Source organism: Thermoanaerobacter sp. A7A (assembly GCF_000445185.1).
Lineage (GTDB): Bacteria > Bacillota > Thermoanaerobacteria > Thermoanaerobacterales > Thermoanaerobacteraceae > Thermoanaerobacter.
Window position 1 is genome coordinate 1 of the sequence record NZ_AVAF01000093.1, and the last position, 15,964, is coordinate 15,964.

General features: G+C 31.9%; 19 protein-coding genes. All 19 read right to left on the reverse strand.

Features of this window, described 5'->3' with window-relative positions; translation table 11 throughout:
• Positions 1-89 precede the first annotated feature (89 nt).
• The 19 genes from spoVAE to spoIVB all read right to left on the reverse strand — a co-directional run bounded on the left by spoVAE (position 90) and on the right by spoIVB (position 15,870).
• Entirely contained in the window at positions 90-446 is a 357-nt protein-coding gene (gene spoVAE / locus M663_RS0105730) for a stage V sporulation protein AE (protein ID WP_003867997.1), read from the reverse strand.
• A 10-nt stretch (positions 447-456) separates the two neighbouring features.
• Positions 457-1,470 carry a stage V sporulation protein AD gene (gene spoVAD / locus M663_RS0105735; protein WP_029688273.1) on the reverse strand — a complete coding sequence of 338 codons (1,014 nt, stop codon included), beginning with the start codon at positions 1,468-1,470 and terminating at the stop codon, positions 457-459.
• A gap of 15 nt (positions 1,471-1,485) precedes the next feature.
• Entirely contained in the window at positions 1,486-1,932 is a 447-nt protein-coding gene (spoVAC, locus tag M663_RS0105740; RefSeq protein WP_029688274.1) for a stage V sporulation protein AC, read from the reverse strand.
• A gap of 52 nt (positions 1,933-1,984) precedes the next feature.
• Positions 1,985-2,344, reverse strand: coding sequence for a dodecin family protein (locus tag M663_RS15840; protein WP_004396317.1), 360 nt, complete (start codon positions 2,342-2,344; stop codon positions 1,985-1,987).
• Between the two features lie 61 nt (positions 2,345-2,405).
• Entirely contained in the window at positions 2,406-3,146 is a 741-nt protein-coding gene (sigF, locus tag M663_RS0105750; protein WP_003870636.1) for an RNA polymerase sporulation sigma factor SigF, read from the reverse strand.
• A 9-nt stretch (positions 3,147-3,155) separates the two neighbouring features.
• Positions 3,156-3,587: an anti-sigma F factor gene (gene spoIIAB / locus M663_RS0105755; protein ID WP_003870635.1), complete on the reverse strand. Its 432-nt coding sequence runs from the start codon at positions 3,585-3,587 to the stop codon at positions 3,156-3,158.
• Positions 3,588-3,600: 13 nt separating this feature from the next.
• Entirely contained in the window at positions 3,601-3,936 is a 336-nt protein-coding gene (spoIIAA, locus tag M663_RS0105760; protein WP_004396318.1) for an anti-sigma F factor antagonist, read from the reverse strand.
• Between the two features lie 115 nt (positions 3,937-4,051).
• Positions 4,052-5,197, reverse strand: a complete 1,146-nt coding sequence (locus M663_RS0105765; protein WP_029688275.1) for a D-alanyl-D-alanine carboxypeptidase family protein — start codon at positions 5,195-5,197, stop codon at positions 4,052-4,054.
• Between the two features lie 64 nt (positions 5,198-5,261).
• Positions 5,262-6,134, reverse strand: coding sequence for a site-specific tyrosine recombinase (locus tag M663_RS0105770; RefSeq protein WP_003871247.1), 873 nt, complete (start codon positions 6,132-6,134; stop codon positions 5,262-5,264).
• 82 nt (positions 6,135-6,216) lie between these two features.
• Positions 6,217-6,840 (reverse strand): stage II sporulation protein M, encoded by a 624-nt coding sequence (spoIIM, locus tag M663_RS0105775; protein ID WP_003871246.1) that lies wholly within the window; start codon positions 6,838-6,840, stop codon positions 6,217-6,219.
• 67 nt (positions 6,841-6,907) lie between these two features.
• The gene (locus M663_RS0105780; protein WP_029688276.1) at positions 6,908-8,080 is read right to left on the reverse strand and encodes an endonuclease Q family protein; all 1,173 of its coding nucleotides are present in this window, start codon (positions 8,078-8,080) and stop codon (positions 6,908-6,910) included.
• Positions 8,077-8,616, reverse strand: coding sequence for an NUDIX hydrolase (locus M663_RS0105785; RefSeq protein WP_029688277.1), 540 nt, complete (start codon positions 8,614-8,616; stop codon positions 8,077-8,079). The genes M663_RS0105780 and M663_RS0105785 overlap by 4 nt, the downstream gene beginning before the upstream one ends.
• Before the next feature lie 174 nt (positions 8,617-8,790).
• Positions 8,791-9,867, reverse strand: coding sequence for a DUF3866 family protein (locus M663_RS0105795; RefSeq protein WP_029688278.1), 1,077 nt, complete (start codon positions 9,865-9,867; stop codon positions 8,791-8,793).
• A gap of 1 nt (position 9,868) precedes the next feature.
• Entirely contained in the window at positions 9,869-10,681 is an 813-nt protein-coding gene (locus tag M663_RS0105800; protein ID WP_029688279.1) for a UDP-N-acetylmuramyl pentapeptide phosphotransferase, read from the reverse strand.
• An 11-nt stretch (positions 10,682-10,692) separates the two neighbouring features.
• Entirely contained in the window at positions 10,693-11,379 is a 687-nt protein-coding gene (locus M663_RS0105805; RefSeq protein ID WP_029688280.1) for a glycosyltransferase family 2 protein, read from the reverse strand.
• Between the two features lie 10 nt (positions 11,380-11,389).
• On the reverse strand, positions 11,390-12,316 hold the full coding sequence (locus M663_RS0105810) for a copper transporter (protein WP_003871239.1): 927 nt from the start codon (positions 12,314-12,316) through the stop codon (positions 11,390-11,392).
• 12 nt (positions 12,317-12,328) lie between these two features.
• Entirely contained in the window at positions 12,329-13,450 is a 1,122-nt protein-coding gene (gene steA / locus M663_RS0105815) for a putative cytokinetic ring protein SteA (protein WP_003871238.1), read from the reverse strand.
• Between the two features lie 238 nt (positions 13,451-13,688).
• Complete coding sequence (spo0A, locus tag M663_RS0105820; protein WP_003868016.1) at positions 13,689-14,471, reverse strand: sporulation transcription factor Spo0A; 783 nt, start codon at positions 14,469-14,471, stop codon at positions 13,689-13,691.
• A gap of 85 nt (positions 14,472-14,556) precedes the next feature.
• On the reverse strand, positions 14,557-15,870 hold the full coding sequence (gene spoIVB, locus M663_RS0105825) for a SpoIVB peptidase (protein ID WP_029688281.1): 1,314 nt from the start codon (positions 15,868-15,870) through the stop codon (positions 14,557-14,559).
• Between the last annotated feature and the right edge of the window lie 94 nt (positions 15,871-15,964).

Genomic DNA, 15,964 nt, shown 5'->3' on the forward strand with positions numbered 1-15,964 from the left:
TTTACCAACAAAATAATTCCTTGCTTTTTATATTATACCATAGGAAAAGATAAAAAAATAAGTATAAGTTAAAATTCATTAACCTATACTTATTTCTTAGTCTTTGAATTAAAAATTAAAGAAAAAATGTACCCAAAAAATACTGCAGCAGAAATTCCTCCGGCAGTGGCTGTCAATCCTCCTGTAAAAACTCCAATCAATCCATCTTTCTCAACAGCTTTTATTACACCTTGGGCAAGGGAATTTCCAAAGCCCAAAAGGGGTATTGTAGCTCCTGCACCACCTATATCTATCAATTTTTTATAAACTCCAAGGCCTCCAAGTATTGCTCCTAATGTCACATATGTTACTAATATTCTTGCAGGAGTCAATTTAGTCTTATCAATCAAAATTTGTGCAATAGCACAAATCAAACCTCCCATTAAAAACGCTTTTATATAATCCATATTGACCTCCTTATAATGTTGTCGATATTGTAATAGCATGGGCAATCCCAGGAATAGATTCCCCTTGCTGGCTGCTGGTAGGAGATAAAAGAGCTCCCGTCGCCATAAATAAAACTTTTTTATAGACTCCATTTTGTATTTGAGATAACAGCCATCCATTCAAAACCACTGCAGAACAAGCCGCACCGCTGCCACCAGAGTGAACGTCTTGTGATTCATCAAAAATTTCTATTCCACAATCTTTATACTTACTCTCTATATCATAGCCCTCTTTATATAATAACTCTAAAAGTATGTCTCTCCCTACTCTTCCCATGTCTCCCGTCATAATAAGGTCATAGTCTTCTATTGTAAAACCTGTATCTGTAAAATGAGTGATAATTGTATCTGCTGCAGCAGGTGCCATTGCCGCTCCCATGTTATTGGCATCCTTCATCCCCAAATCTACAACTTTGCCAGTAGTAGCATGGGTAATATAAGGGCCTTCTCCTGTGGAGGCTAAAATTGTAGCTCCTGCACCTGTCACCGTCCACTGTGAAGTAAAAGGCCTTTGAATGCCTTGTTCTAAAGGATATCTAAACTGTCTTTCTGCAGTAGAAAAATGGCTGGAAGTTGCCGCTATTATATAGTCAGCATAGCCTCCATCAATAAGCATAGCCCCTAAAGTCAATCCCTCTGTCATAGTAGAACAAGCACCATACAATCCGAAATGTGGCACATTCAGTTGTCGCGCAGCAAAATTTGCACTTATAATTTGATTTAACAAATCACCACCTAATAGGTAATCAATTTCTGAAATCTTGAGATTGGCCTTTTTTAATGCTAAATTTACAGCATCTTGAAACATTTTTGACTCTGCTTTTTCCCAACTTTTTTCTCCATAAGTATCGTCTACTAAAATCATATCAAAATAATCTCTTAAAGGTCCTTCTCCTTCTTTAGGTCCTACAATAGTGCCTCCAGCTATTATAGAAGGAGGATTTTTAAACTTAACAGTTTGTGTGCCTAATTTTTTTTTTGCCATATCTAACTTCCCCTTTTACTTTAAAAAATAATATATCGAACCTATAATAATTGAAGTACTGACCCCATATACAATAACAGGTCCTGCAATTGTAAACATCTTTGCTGCCGCCCCAAAAACAAAACCTTCCCTTTTAAACTCCATTGCCGGTGACACAATAGAATTTGCAAAACCTGATATTGGCACTATAGAACCTGCCCCTGCAAACTTCCCTATATCGTCATAGACCCCAATTCCAGTTAAAAAAGCCCCAAGAAATACCATAGTAATTGATACAAGAGTATTGGCATCTTGCATAGAATAACCTCTTGATAGGTAAAAATTTAAAAAGAACTGCCCTATGTCGCTTATCAATCCTCCTACTACAAAAGCCATCACTACGTTTTTAAGCAAAGCAGGTTTAGGCTCATATTTCTGTGCTATGTTTTTATATTCTTGCTCTTTTTTTACATCTCTTTCCATTAATTTCACCCTTCCTTATGACAAGAGCACCATAGACGGTGCTCCTTTATTTTCAACCTAATTCTTTATCTGCTCTATAAGCTATTTGTATATTAGCTTTATATTCTACTATTTTACCGTTTTTTACATTTGCTGTTTGATTGACAACTTCAATTCCTGATATATTGTCAATAGACTTAGCTGCCTCTTCTACAGCTTTGTGTATTGCATCTTCCCAGCTCACTGTTGAATCCCCTACAACATTTAATACTTTCACAACTGCCATACAATTTCCTCCTCCCTTATATACCAAATCAGCACTGTCAGGTATTTTTTTATTGGTTTTATGCATATAAAAATAGTTAACAGCAAAAATTAGCAATATTGCCACGATTATAATTAACATCTTTTTCATTTTCATTTCACCAGCCATTATTAGTATGTGAAGATAAGCAAAATTAATTCAAAAAAAGTGTAGTATTTGTGTTAAAATACTACACTTCTTCCAATTCTTTTCTTAGTTTTTGTAAAACTTTTTTCTCAATTCTAGATACTTGCACTTGGGAAATTCCTAAAACACTTGCCACCTCCATCTGCGTCATATCCTTGAAATATCTCAAAAATATTATTTGTTTTTCTCGTGGTTTAAGTTTATTTATAACCATCTGTAAAGCTAATTTATCGTCTATATCAACTTCTTTTTCCTCTTCACTCACCATTTCAATTAAAAGCCTGTCATCTTCGTCATGAGTTGCGTTGTCATATAATGACTCAGCAGTAGCAGCCGATTCAAAAGCCATAGCAATTTCTTCAGGACTTACATTTAATCTTTCAGCAATTTCATTAATAGTTGGCTCTCTATTTAATTCATTGCTTAAAATCTCTTTAACATAAAAAGCTTTTGTAGAAAGCTCCTTTAAAGAACGACTCACTTTTATTAATCCATCATCTCTTAGAAATCTCTTAATTTCTCCCATTATTATAGGTACTGCATAGGTTGACAATTTTACATTGTAAGATTCATCAAATTTTTGAATTGCCTTTACAAAACCTATACAACCTATTTGATACAAATCCTCCAATTCATACCCTCTATTAGAAAACTTTTTAACAATACTCCAAATAAGGCCACTATTTTCTAAAATTAATTTTTCCAAGCTTTCTTTATCATTTTTTTGTGCCGCTCTTATCAATTCCAAATTCTCATCACTTTTTTCAAAATTCCCTTCTTTCATAAAGTCACCTCATTTATCAGACCTTATATACTTTGTCATTCGGACAAGAGTTCCCTTTCCTGGAGTTGATTCAACTTCTAATTCATCCATAAAGGTCTGCATGACAGTAAAACCCATTCCTGCTCGCTCTTCTTCTAAGCGAGTAGTAAAAAGAGGTTGCATAGCTTTCTCAATATCGTCAATCCCTTTTCCCTCATCTATGACTTCAATTGTTATTTTGTTACCTGAAATAAAAGCTTTAATAGTAATGATGCCGATTTTATTCTCATATCCGTGAATTATGCAGTTAGTAACTGCTTCTGAAACAGCAGTTTTTATATCTGCAATTTCCTCAATTGTCGGATCTAGTTGAGCAGCAAAAGCTGCAACAACAGTCCTTGCAAAAGACTCATTTTGCGACTTACTTAAAAATTTTAACTCCATCATGTTTGTGTATTCCATGATAATCCCCCTTCTATATTTCCTTTAAGGCTTCTTCAATGTCATTATAACATTTAATTATACGCAACAATCCAGAAACTTCAATAATTTTATGTAATTGATTATTGGCATTTACTATAGCTACCTTACCATTATTCTCTTTGATTTTTTTATATCTTCCTATTATAACGCCAATTCCTGAACTATCCATAAAATTTACATTTTTAAAATCAAAAATTAAATTTTTACACGACTTTTTTTCATACTCGTCATCAATAACACTTTTTATGCTCTCCGCCACATGATGGTCTAACTCACCTTCAATTTTTACTATCAAAGCATCCCCTTTTTTTGCAAATTTTACTCTCATTTTATCAACCTCCCCCTATTATATTCGATGTAAATTTTAAAATTCCTCCTTTTTTGTGATATTTTTCTAAAAAATATAAAAAAGCACTAAACGACTGTTTAGTGCTTAAAGTAAATTACTGATATTTTAGCCAACCAATAAAAACTTTATTGAGATTTTCAAAAAAGTTCGCTTTTTCTACTGTTTCCTGAGGATATATGTTAAATGTCTTTATAATCTTGCCATCCTGTGTTATTTTTACAGTGCCTATTGGGACCTCTTTGGCCAGAGGAGCTAATACAGCATTCTTTAGCTCCACCTCTGTTTTTATATTTTTACCTTCTCCTTTTTTAATCAGTATATACTCATCATCGCGGCACAAAACACTAACAGCCTGCTTTTTTCCTTTAAAAACTTTGACGTTGCCAAAACTTTGCCCCTTTGAAGCTACTTTTACACTTTCATAATTAGCAAATCCGTAATCTAATAACTTAGCCGCTTCACTAAACCTCGTCTCAGAATCAGGTGCTCCAAATACCACCGCTATTAGCCTTGTATCTCCCCTTTTAGCTGTTGCTGCCATACAATAAAGTGCTTCCGAAGTAGATCCTGTTTTAATACCATCTGCTCCTTTATAGCGCCATAATAATTTATTAGTATTTATGAGACTAAATTTTCCATTTCTTAAAGAATCTAATTTATTGGTTAGATATTTAAATATGCTCTCGTGTTTTACTAATTCCCTTGAAATCATTGCAATATCATATACGCTTGTCAAGTGCCCTTCCTCAGGTAGTCCAGTTGCATTTTTAAAAGTAGTATTTTTTGCTCCCAATTCCTTAGCCCTTTTATTCATCATTTCAACAAAATTTTCCTCTGTACCCGCAATATACTCAGCTAAAGCAACAGAAGCATCATTTGCCGAATTCATCGCTATAGCCTTCATTAAATCATCTACTGTCATTTCCTCTCCTACTTCTAAATATATTTGTGTACCTCCCATATCAAAGGCATGTTTACTTGTGACAACTTTATCTGTTATTTTAATTTTACCAGAATCTATTGCTTCAATCGCCAGTAAAAGAGTCATTACTTTGGTAACACTGGCAGGCGGCAAGGGCTTATGGCTATCTTTTTCATAAAGAATTTGTCCAGTATTAGTCTCTATCAAAATAGCAGATTTTGACTTTAAATTTAAAGTATCAGCATATACTGTGCCATTTAAGACAAAAGAAATAGCTAGTATCACACTCACTAATAATGTTAAAAGCCTTTTAAACATAAAATCACCCTCCTCATCACTATTTATTTTGCGCTGGAGGGTGAATATTATACTTTTTATATTTTTAAGCACGAGGGTGAAATTTATTATAAACTTCTTTTATTTTTGATTTTGAAATTAAAGAAAGTAAATTTGTATTTAAATCTGTTTGATAACCTAACATTTCTTGAACAGCTCGAATATCTGCACCATTTTGAAGCATATGCTGCGCAAAAGATTGTCTTAGCGTATTTGGAGTAACAGGAAAGCCAGGATTAATTTTATCAGTGTATTCTCTTATTATTTTCCAACATCCTTGTCTTGTAAGTTTTTGCCCTCGCAAATTTAAAAAAAGAGTATTTTCTCCATTTTTTGCTTTTCTTCCTTTTTCAATGTAATTTTTTAAGGCCTCAATTGCATGAGAGCCTATTGGAATAACTCTTTCTTTATTAGAGCGAATAACTACATAGCCATAAGAGAGATTCACATCTTCTAATTTTAAAGAAATAACTTCGGAGACTTTAAGTCCTGTAGCATAAAGTAATTCAATAAGAGCTTTATCTCTAAGTCCTTTTTCATCATCACCAAAATCTAGTGAAAGTAACATATCTACCTGTTCAACTGTTAAAGTAGTAGGCGGCTTTTTTTCTACTTTCGGGGTATTAATCATGTACGTTGGGTCTTCTTCTATTTTCTTTTTCATAAATAAATAATGATAAAAGGCTTTAAGAGAAGAAAGATTTCGAGAAACAGTTGCTTGTGATTTGCCTTTTTTCTTCAAATAGTAAAGATAATTTAATATTGTCGATTTTTTGACATTATAACAGTTTATTCCGATTTCTTCGAGATAATTTAAAAACTGGTTTATGTCTCTGTTATAAGATTCAAGAGTGTTTTTTGACAGTTTTTTGTTCTTTGTTAAAAAATCCAAAAACTCCCCAACCACATTATTTAACATATTCTTTACCCCTACAATTCTTGAATTTTATAATAAATCCATTAATTATAAATATTCAACATAAATCGTCATTTTCCTTCTTTTATGGTGAAAAAATCGGTAAAAGTAATATATAAGGTGAAAGATAAGATTCTATCAAGCAGCCTATTAATATAACTAAAAACCCTGCATATACCATAAAAGTATAAGATACGAATTGTGATACTAATTCTTCTAAATAAAATTTGCGATTTTTCAAAAGATATAAAGAAAAATTAATAGCCGTTACAGATATAAACAAGATTCCTAATAAGATAAAAATATTTTGAGGCAAAATTCCCATCAATACGAGTAGTATCCCTTTTGTTTCAAATTCTTTTATCAAAACTCCAATAGAAAATCCTAAAATAAAACCTCTTATCCCCACAAGCAAAAATATAAAAGGAATCCCTATAATTGTAGCCCCTAAAATCCATAAAACAAAAACAGTGACAAAATTATTTAGAAGGGATTGTTTAAAAATTTGGGCAGAATTCAAGTCTACAGATTTTGCAATTTGATAAAATTTCGAAATATATCCTATTATTTGCTCCATCTGTATGTCAGTGAGGTTATTAACAGTAAAAGATCCTGCTGCTATTCCTATCATTAAAGACATTACAGCCAACACATACAATAAAAAATTATTTTTAATATGCAAATAAAGATTTCCTTTTAAAAACTTCAAGAATATTGCCCCCTATTTTTTATAAAGCTAATTTAAATTTATGATTCAAAAGGGGACAATATTCCTTTTAAGTTATAGTAACTTTGCCGTATATTCCTCCTCCTCCCGCTGAAACATCCAATTTCCCTTCTCTTCCTCTCAAAATATTTAATGCCTTTGAAGTTCCTATCACTTTCTCTAATTCTTCATAAGGTACATGATGCAAAGCATACAATTCACTTCCAAAGTAATTCACCAATTTTTCGATAGTCTTACCTCCAATATTAGGAATAAATTCTAAGGGAATTTGATAGACATATAAAGGTCTAAAAGGAGGATGTTTTGTATCATAATCTTTAATTTCCTCTATTCTGTCCTTTACACCTAAAACTATATTTGAACTTCCACATTTTAAGCATTTTTTTACAGGAGGTCCTTCCTTCGCAATATAGCCACAATCCAAGCAAAAAGTTCTGTGGTATTTCCCTAATTTAGGATTTAAGCCATAATTTTTTACAATTTCTCTTCCCTTTTCTCTTTTTATAGCCAACAAAATCTCCTCAAAATTTGCCTCTTTTATATCAAAAACATTAAACTCTCTGCCTATTTTTTCTAAAGAATGGGCATCTGAATTGGAAAGAAAAGTTTTATTTTGTAACTCCTCAATCTGATCAGCCATATCAGAGTCCGCGCTAAGGCCTAACTCTACTCCATAAATATATTGATAAAAATCTTTAAAGACATATTTAAGCCTATCAGTAGAACTGCCATAATAACTTTTAAAGGGAGTAAAAACATGGGCGGGAATCACAACCCCGCTGTATTTTTCTGCGATTTCAACAACTTGCACACTTGTAAGATTTACTCGTTGAGAGCTTAGATTTATATTTTTAATGTATTTAGAAATTTCTTGAGAAAACAAAGAAATACTCTCAATATCTCTAAAATAACATGTTAAATGAGGAGAACCCTTTTCCTCTTTGCCAATTTCTATTTCACTGCCTAAAATCAAAGTAACTTTATTTTTATACCTAAATCCTCCTTCTTCAAGGGAGAATAATATTCCTTCTTGTATATATTCTTTTAGCTCCTCCAAAATAAGAGGAGAAGCACCATCTACAATGCCAACTATATCAATTCCCTTTAATATACTTTTTTCCAATATATTTAAAACAGTTAAATTTTTTGAGGCCGCAATTTTTACAGGAGCTCCTTTTATACTCCTTGCAACATGAACATGCAAATCTCCGTAAAATCTCATAAACTACTCCTCATTTTTAAATAATATAAAATTCCAATTATCGTTTTAGAATCTTTTATTTGATTTTGTAAAATCATTTCCCACAATTCCTCTGGAGTATATTCATATACTTCTAAAAATTCATCCTCATCAGGTTGAGCAGTGTATTTTTTTAAATCTTTTGCAAAATACAAATACATTTTTTCATTAGAAAAACCGGGAGTAGTATAAAAAGTAATCAACTGCTTTATAAAACCTGCTTCATAACCTGTCTCTTCTAATAACTCTCTTTTAGCACAAATCAAAGGGTCTTCACCCTTTTCTAATTTTCCTGCAGGTATTTCTAATAAAGACTCCTCTGCAGGTTTTCTATACTGTTTGACTAATAAAATCTTTCCTTTTTCATTAACTGCTACTATGGATACACCGCCAGGATGCTCAACTATTTCTCGCGTAGTAACTTTTCCATTAGGCAGTTTTACCTCATCTACTCTTAAATTTATTATTTTCCCTTCAAAAATCTTGTTGGTGTTAACTGTAACTTCTTTTTGTTCCAAAATTCATCTTCCTTTCTATGTATAATTTTAGCAATAAATATATACTATAGAAATGAGGTGAGAAAAATGATTATAGTGGGAAACACTCTTTATTATGCTGGAAAATTTTCCACACTATTATTTTTATTAAAGAAACTAAATAAAAAATACAAAACTTTAGGAGAAGTAATTAAATCAGCTTTCCAATAATTTAAAAGACACATAAAGGGCTGCAGCTCCACAAGCATTAAAAAAGTCTGGCTCCTTTTCATAACCTCTTCCCATTGTTGACAAGTTAAAGTCAGCTTCTTCTATGTATTTTCTTATAATTTCAGCTTCAATAAATTCTATTTTATATCGCGAAAATACAGGATTTGAATTTATCTGCTCCTTTATTATTTTTTCTTTTTCTTCTTCCATTGTAGGAAAAGTCAAAACACAGGAACTGTTACACAGCTCTAAAACAGTTATAGTATGGTGACTAATCCCTTGATGTCTCTGCCTTTTATCATTAAACCCAATTCTTGGGATAAGTACAGGCTTACCTCCTAATTTATTTGTAGCATCTATTATATGGGCTTGTTCTACCCCTGAAAACCCATATTTGGTGCCTGTGCCTACTATTCCCGGTCCCATCGCTACTATAACAACATCTGTTTTTAACACTTCCTTTGCACCTATCAAAGCAGTATAAATATTTACACACTCATAATCTCCTCCAAAAGCATGTCCAATTGTAACTGTTTTATCTATTATTCCCCTCTTTTTAAGCTCAAAAACTGTATTGCTGAAACTAATAGGCAGACATCCTCCATCTGTCATCACATATGTAATTTTAAGGTCAGGATTTGTACTTTTTAGCACTAGGGCTACAGGCGCTACCATACTGTGAAGTTCTCCAACTATTACAGGTAAATCTTCTAAACTTTCAAACTCTTCAAAAGCAGTATGATAAGGACTGTTTTGCTCCTCCATAGTCAACATATTTATCTGAAAAGGCGTGTATCTCAATTTCATAATATGCCCATTTCCCACAGCATCGTATTCAGAGTATTTGAGATTTACAACTATAAAGTCATAGCCACCTGTCCCAAGATTTAAAAGGCGAGCAGTTCGGTTTACATAAACTTTATCTCCTACTTCTATTTTACCAGTTATATCGTCATAATTTAAAGCTAACGCCTTTTCTCCCTCTGACTCAACTTCCACAACAGTTATACCTTCTCTTTGTGCAACAATTTTACTTACTTTAGCTAAATAAACGCTAATCACATTATCTTTCTCCTTTTCTTCCTAACATATCGAGGTAATTTAAAAATTTATTTTTTTCGATTAAAGCAGTTAAAGAATATTTTTCTGCAAAAATATGTAATAAAATTAGCAATGCCAATATTATCAACTTGCCATATAAATCAAAAATAAGAATACTGCTTATTCCCAAAGACATTCCTAAAACATTTGATCCAGTGTCCCCCATCATCACATTTGCTTTTAAATCTTCTGGAAAATACACTAAAAGAATCATAGTCAGCAAGACTAAGAAATGGGGATGGGTTTTCCCGATTATTAGAAAAATTAAAGAAATAACCAAAAAAGTTTTTCCGCATCTTCCAGGTCGCAAGTCTACAAGGTTTAAAAAATTCGTAAAAAGTGCAATTATCAAGGTATTTATTATCAATTCCTCTATATTATTTTTTCCAACATTAAAACTCACATAAAAAGCAATTAAAATTCCTGATAAAGCCTTTAAACTGCCTGTAGTAGGCTTTCCTTTTAAAAGCATAGTTATATGACCCTTTAGCCCTCTTACACTTCTGTCTCCTAATACATCATCTATAAAACCGACAAAAGAAATCAGTGATAAGCTCAATAAAATTACCTCTTGATATTCTATTCTAACTCCAAATAAATTGAGAAGTACAATTGACACAAATAAAGCAGGAACAAATACAATACCACCACAAACAGGTATCATAACTTTTTTATAGTTTTCCTTCAAACACAAAGGCTTGTTAATAATGCTATAAAAAAGCTTTTTTGTTATAACTGTCATTATTAAAGGAATTAATATTTTAGTCCAAAACACTATCTCACCTGCTATTCTTTAATATTCTTTGAAAACAACTTATACACTAATACTTTTAGTATATCCCAAAACTGCTTACCTCTGTGCAGGAAGCCTTTCAAGTTTCTCCCTGTAACAGAGTGCGTCATATTCACTTCTACTTCTTTTATTTTATACCCTTTCTTTAATATATCTATTGTCATACCAACTTCTATTCCAAAACCTTTATAAAAAGTTTTTAAACTCTCTAAAACCTCTTTTTTAAAAGCCCTTTGACCTGACAAGACAGATTCAATTTCATATCCTGTAAAGTATTTTACTCCTTTTCTGGCTAAAGTTTTAACAAAGCCAAATCCAGCTTTTATATTTGTCTTTGGAAATTTAGCAATTGTAACATCTGCTTCTCCCTCAAGAACAGGCAATATAAGTTTTTTGACTTCTCGTGACGAAAGACCTACATCTGCATCTAAAAAAACTATCACATCATTTTTTGCATATTTCAAGCCTTCTTTTAAAGCTGTCCCTTTGCCAACATTTCTCTTCATATTGACTATTTTAGCTCCTGCTTTTCTTGCCTTTTCAGCAGTACTATCAGTTGAGCCATCATTTATTACGATGACTTCATCAACTTCTTCAACATCTTTTAATCCCTTTATGGTATCAATTATTCTTTCTTCTTCATTGTAAGCAGGTATCAGCACACTAACTTTTTTCTTCATCTATCTACCCTCACTTTTTAGAATTAGCAGAGGAATTATGTGTAGAATTGTCAGTATTCATAAAAGAATCTGGCATTAAGCTCATTGCACTTTGCTTAATTCCATAATTGCCTTCTTTACCCTCCATTACCATTATAAGCGACGTCTGCCCTATTATATCCTCCACATTATCTATTGTGGAAATATGCTGTTTTTTATACGCATCAATATAGGAATATTTAGTATCACTTTGTTCAACACCTACAATAGGAACATTAAGTAGCTTCACTTGTTTTATAATGGGAATATCTATAGAAGCTACATTATTATCTTTATTATTACTTCCTCCAGCTATAATTACAAAATCTGTATTACCTGGAATCCCTGTAAAATCTATATAACCATTTGTCTTTAAATAATTAATAAGGTCCACATCCTGACCTGTTACAATTGCATTAGCTAATTTTGAAACTACAAATTCATTCAAATGCTTTTCGTCTACTGTAACTCCATATTTATTAGAAAGGAAGTTTATTAAATTTTGCACTTCCAATTCATCGCCAGTATCAAAACTGTCTTTTATAACAGTAATCGACTCAATAGTAGCTCCTGCCTTTAAAAGAGCATTTCTCATGCCAGAATATATAAACTCATTTGTAGTTTCAATAATCGCTACTTTCACTCCCGTTAATCTATCAGCTACTAACTCAGGAAAAATAATTTGATGATATTGATTGTAATACCCTATCTGTTTATTTAACTCTTGAACAGTGTTTTTTAAATTATTATTTTCTGTTTGTAAATCCTTAAACTTTTGTTCTAACTCGTTTATAATTGCAGTTTGTTGCTCTGAAAAAACTTTTTGGCCATCTAACATAAAACCTATAAAAATTCCAATTCCTAAAGCAATAAAAATAGAAGCAATTGTCAAAACATAGTATTTAATATTTATATTCATAGAAAGTCCTCCTCAAAATCCGATTAAAAGGCGAATTCTAAGTTGTAATAGTTTCAATAGCTGCTGCATAGGTGGTGAAAAATACGCTATTACTCCAAGAGGAATCAATGCTGCCAGTATAATGCTAAATATATAAGAAATTTTAAAAGTTTCTCTGTACAGCTTATTTACTCCTTTGGCATCGATTAATTTTTCTCCTACTTTTAATCGCACTAAAAAAGTGCTTGACATTCCTTTTCTCCCTTTTTCCAGAAAATCAATCATGCTGGAATGGGTCCCTACAGCCACAATTAAGTCAGCACCTTTTTCAAAAGCCAAAAGCATAGCTATATCTTCACTTGTACCTGGAGCCTTAAAAATTTCCGCTTTAAGGCCTAATGCCGTTACTCTTTCCAAGCCCGGCGCTCTTCCGTCGGGATAGGCATGAACAATAATTTCCTTAGCCTTTTTTAAAGCCTCATCGCTTACACTGTCCATATCTCCAATGACTATGTCAGGAACAAGGCCAAACTCTAAAAGAGCATCTGCCCCTCCATCTACCCCTATTAAAATCGGTTTTACATCGTTAATATACTGTTTTATTGTAAACAAATCTTCTTTGTAATCCTTTCCTCTAACAACCACAAGAGCATGTCTATTTTTAAAACGAGTTTTAGTATTAGGTAATTCAACACCACCCAAAATAAAATATTTTTCTTTTTTTGCATATTCCAATGTATTTTCAATAAATTTATCTAATTCAACACCTATGTTTTCGCGACTTTCCTGCAATTTATAGTTTATAACGTCCTTTGTAAGAAGTTTCCCGCTTTTTATAAACACACCATCTTTATATATTTCATTATCTATTATAGTGATTTTGTCATTTTCTTTCAACAAATCAAAAATATCCTTCCCAACATCGTCAATAATTGGAATTCCAGCCTCACATAAAATAGAAGGCCCCATGTTAGGATATCTGCCACTTATAGACTTATCAGCATTTATGACTGCCAAAACTTTTTTTTCAACTAAGGATTCAGCAGCCACTTCATCTATATCTCTATGGTCAATTATAGCTATTTCTCCAGAATTTAGTCTTTTTACTAAATTTTTAGTTCTTTTATCCATTTTAATTGTACCTGTTATTTGCATACAAGCTTCCTCCATAAAGTAACATCCCATTGTTTATTATTATAGCATAAAAAATTTTTACATGAAATAAAAAGTCAACATGTCAATCACATAAAATATGCCCTCTATTTGTTTTTTTAACAAACAGAGGACATAACTTATTTGTCGCCGTGAAAATTCAATATTTATCGCCCTATTTTATGTTTGTTGCCCTTTTGAAATGGGAGGTTAAAAAAGAGAAAGCAGGTATCTACCCCTTTTACCCCGCTTTCATCCCCAACCTCAATTTATCAGCAATAAGCGCAATGAATTCAGAATTTGTCGGTTTACCTTTTTCGTCATTTATAGTATATCCAAAAAGTTCATTTAAAACCTCTGTTTTGCCCCTGCTCCACGCAACTTCTATTGCATGCCTTATAGCTCTTTCTACTCTGCTAGGAGTAGTATTGTACTTTTCAGCAATTTTAGGATATAACATTTTAGTTACAGAATTTAAATATTCCATATTGCTAATAACAAGAGAAATAGCATCTCTTAGATACATATAGCCTTTTATATGAGCTGGTACTCCTACCTCATGAATAATTTCTGTAATCATTGCTTCAAGGTCATAATTTTTCTTCGCTTTTACCACAGGAAAAACAGTCTTTGATACTACATTTAATTCTGGTTCCATAAGCTCAGAAATCCTTTTTGACAACATAGCTAAATCAAAAGGTTTTAAAATATAATAATCTGCTCCTAATGCAATAGCCCGTTGAGTTATTTTTTCTTGGCCTACTGCAGATAAAACTAAAATTTTAGGCTTTTTTAATTGTTCTTCATTTATCTTTTCCAAAACACCAATGCCATCTAAATAGGGCATTATAATATCTAAAATTAACAAATCTGGCGATTGATTTTTAATGAGTTCAATCGCTTGGTTGCCATCATTGGCAACACCTACCACTTCAATATTTTCTTGAGTAGATAAATACTCAGCTAAAATAGTAGCAAACTCTTTGTTATCATCTGCTATTCCTACTCTAATCTTCTTAACCAATTATTTAACCTCCCATTGCTAATATTAGTATATAATATTTATTCTACATAATATTTGAATTTCCTTCTTTTTCCCTTAAAAATTTTTAGTTATTTGTAAAAACCTGCTTATTATTAAGCAGCGTATTCATTTCATTAATCATCCATTCTGCATAAACAGCATATCCTTTTGTAGGGTCATTCACAAAAACATGAGTAACTGCTCCTACCAGTTTTCCATCTTGTATAATAGGACTACCACTCATACCCTGTATTATGCCTCCAGTCTTTTTTAATAAATTCTTGTCAACAATTTTAATTATCATACTTTTAGGGCTAGGAGTTTCTTGATACACTTTTTTGATAATTTCAATATCAAATTGCTGTATACCTGTATTATCAATGGTAGCCAATATTTTAGCTGGCCCTTCTTTTATTTGGCTTTGATATGCTATAGGAATTTCTCCATACAAATCGTTCTTAAAGTCTTCATACATATTCCCGTAAATTCCAAATTCAGTGTTTTTTAATATATTACCTATTGTATCAACTTCTTCTAAAAAAATCCCTTTTAATTCCCCGGGTTTACTTCTTCTTCCATGGTCAATAGAAGTAATTCGAGAATTCATAATTTCTCCATTTTCTACTGATAACATGTGACCAGTATCTATATCAGTTATAGCATGACCTAAAGCTCCATACATCTTACTAGCAGGATAATAAAAGGTTAAAGTACCTATACCAGCAGTGTGGTCTCTCACCCAAAGACCTATTCTGTATTGTTTATCCTCTTTTGACTTTATAGGATAAATAGTAGTATAAAAAATATTATTTTTTCTGTTTATTTTTAATTTTAAAGCTTTCCCTTGTAATTCATTTGCAATGTTAGTGATATCTTCTGCTTGCTTTATTTCTATGCCGTTGACTTCTAATATTATATCTCCTATCTGTATTTTCCCTTGCTTATAAGGACTATAAATTTTACCGTCCTCACCCATTATATCTGAATAGCCTACTACTAATGCTCCCTTGGTATTTAAATTAACCCCTATCGCTTGGCCGCCCGGTACTACTTTTATTGTCGGAACGATGTCAACACTGATATACTTTATAGGAAATATTCCAAAGAGCTTAAAATCCAAATTTACTGTGCCAGTGTTTACTGCTTCTATAGTAATAGGTTCTTTCAAATTTAAAACATTTTTATCTTCTGTATCATTAATTTTTAAAAAACCTTTTTTATCAGCTTGAAAACTTACTTTTATTGGTATATTAAAGTTATAATTAACTTTTTCTCCTTGAAAAAATTTAAAACTTGAGGGAGTTTTCGCTATATCTTGTATAGGAGTAAAATAATTTGCAAATACTAAAAAAAAGCTTAAGAATATAAAAAGTAACAATTTTACTGTATTTTTTGTCATCTTCTCACTTCCTTTTTTGCAGCTTATTTAATCTAAAATTAACTTAACCTTTTTTAAAGCTTTATATACTGTCAATATATTATCCGATAGTAAA

Coding starts and splice junctions, on each gene's coding strand:
- sigF (WP_003870636.1), bottom strand. CDS start 3,146: ATGAAAGAAGGGAATTTTGAAAAAAGTGATGAGAATTTGGAATTGATA.
- spoIIAA (WP_004396318.1), bottom strand. CDS start 3,936: ATGAGAGTAAAATTTGCAAAAAAAGGGGATGCTTTGATAGTAAAAATT.
- steA (WP_003871238.1), bottom strand. CDS start 13,450: ATGCAAATAACAGGTACAATTAAAATGGATAAAAGAACTAAAAATTTA.
- M663_RS0105810 (WP_003871239.1), bottom strand. CDS start 12,316: ATGAATATAAATATTAAATACTATGTTTTGACAATTGCTTCTATTTTT.
- M663_RS15840 (WP_004396317.1), bottom strand. CDS start 2,344: ATGGCTGGTGAAATGAAAATGAAAAAGATGTTAATTATAATCGTGGCA.
- spoIIAB (WP_003870635.1), bottom strand. CDS start 3,587: ATGGAATACACAAACATGATGGAGTTAAAATTTTTAAGTAAGTCGCAA.
- M663_RS0105770 (WP_003871247.1), bottom strand. CDS start 6,134: ATGTTAAATAATGTGGTTGGGGAGTTTTTGGATTTTTTAACAAAGAAC.
- M663_RS0105805 (WP_029688280.1), bottom strand. CDS start 11,379: ATGAAGAAAAAAGTTAGTGTGCTGATACCTGCTTACAATGAAGAAGAA.
- spoVAE (WP_003867997.1), bottom strand. CDS start 446: ATGGATTATATAAAAGCGTTTTTAATGGGAGGTTTGATTTGTGCTATT.
- spoVAC (WP_029688274.1), bottom strand. CDS start 1,932: ATGGAAAGAGATGTAAAAAAAGAGCAAGAATATAAAAACATAGCACAG.
- M663_RS0105765 (WP_029688275.1), bottom strand. CDS start 5,197: ATGTTTAAAAGGCTTTTAACATTATTAGTGAGTGTGATACTAGCTATT.
- spoIVB (WP_029688281.1), bottom strand. CDS start 15,870: ATGACAAAAAATACAGTAAAATTGTTACTTTTTATATTCTTAAGCTTT.
- spoVAD (WP_029688273.1), bottom strand. CDS start 1,470: ATGGCAAAAAAAAAATTAGGCACACAAACTGTTAAGTTTAAAAATCCT.
- M663_RS0105780 (WP_029688276.1), bottom strand. CDS start 8,080: ATGAGATTTTACGGAGATTTGCATGTTCATGTTGCAAGGAGTATAAAA.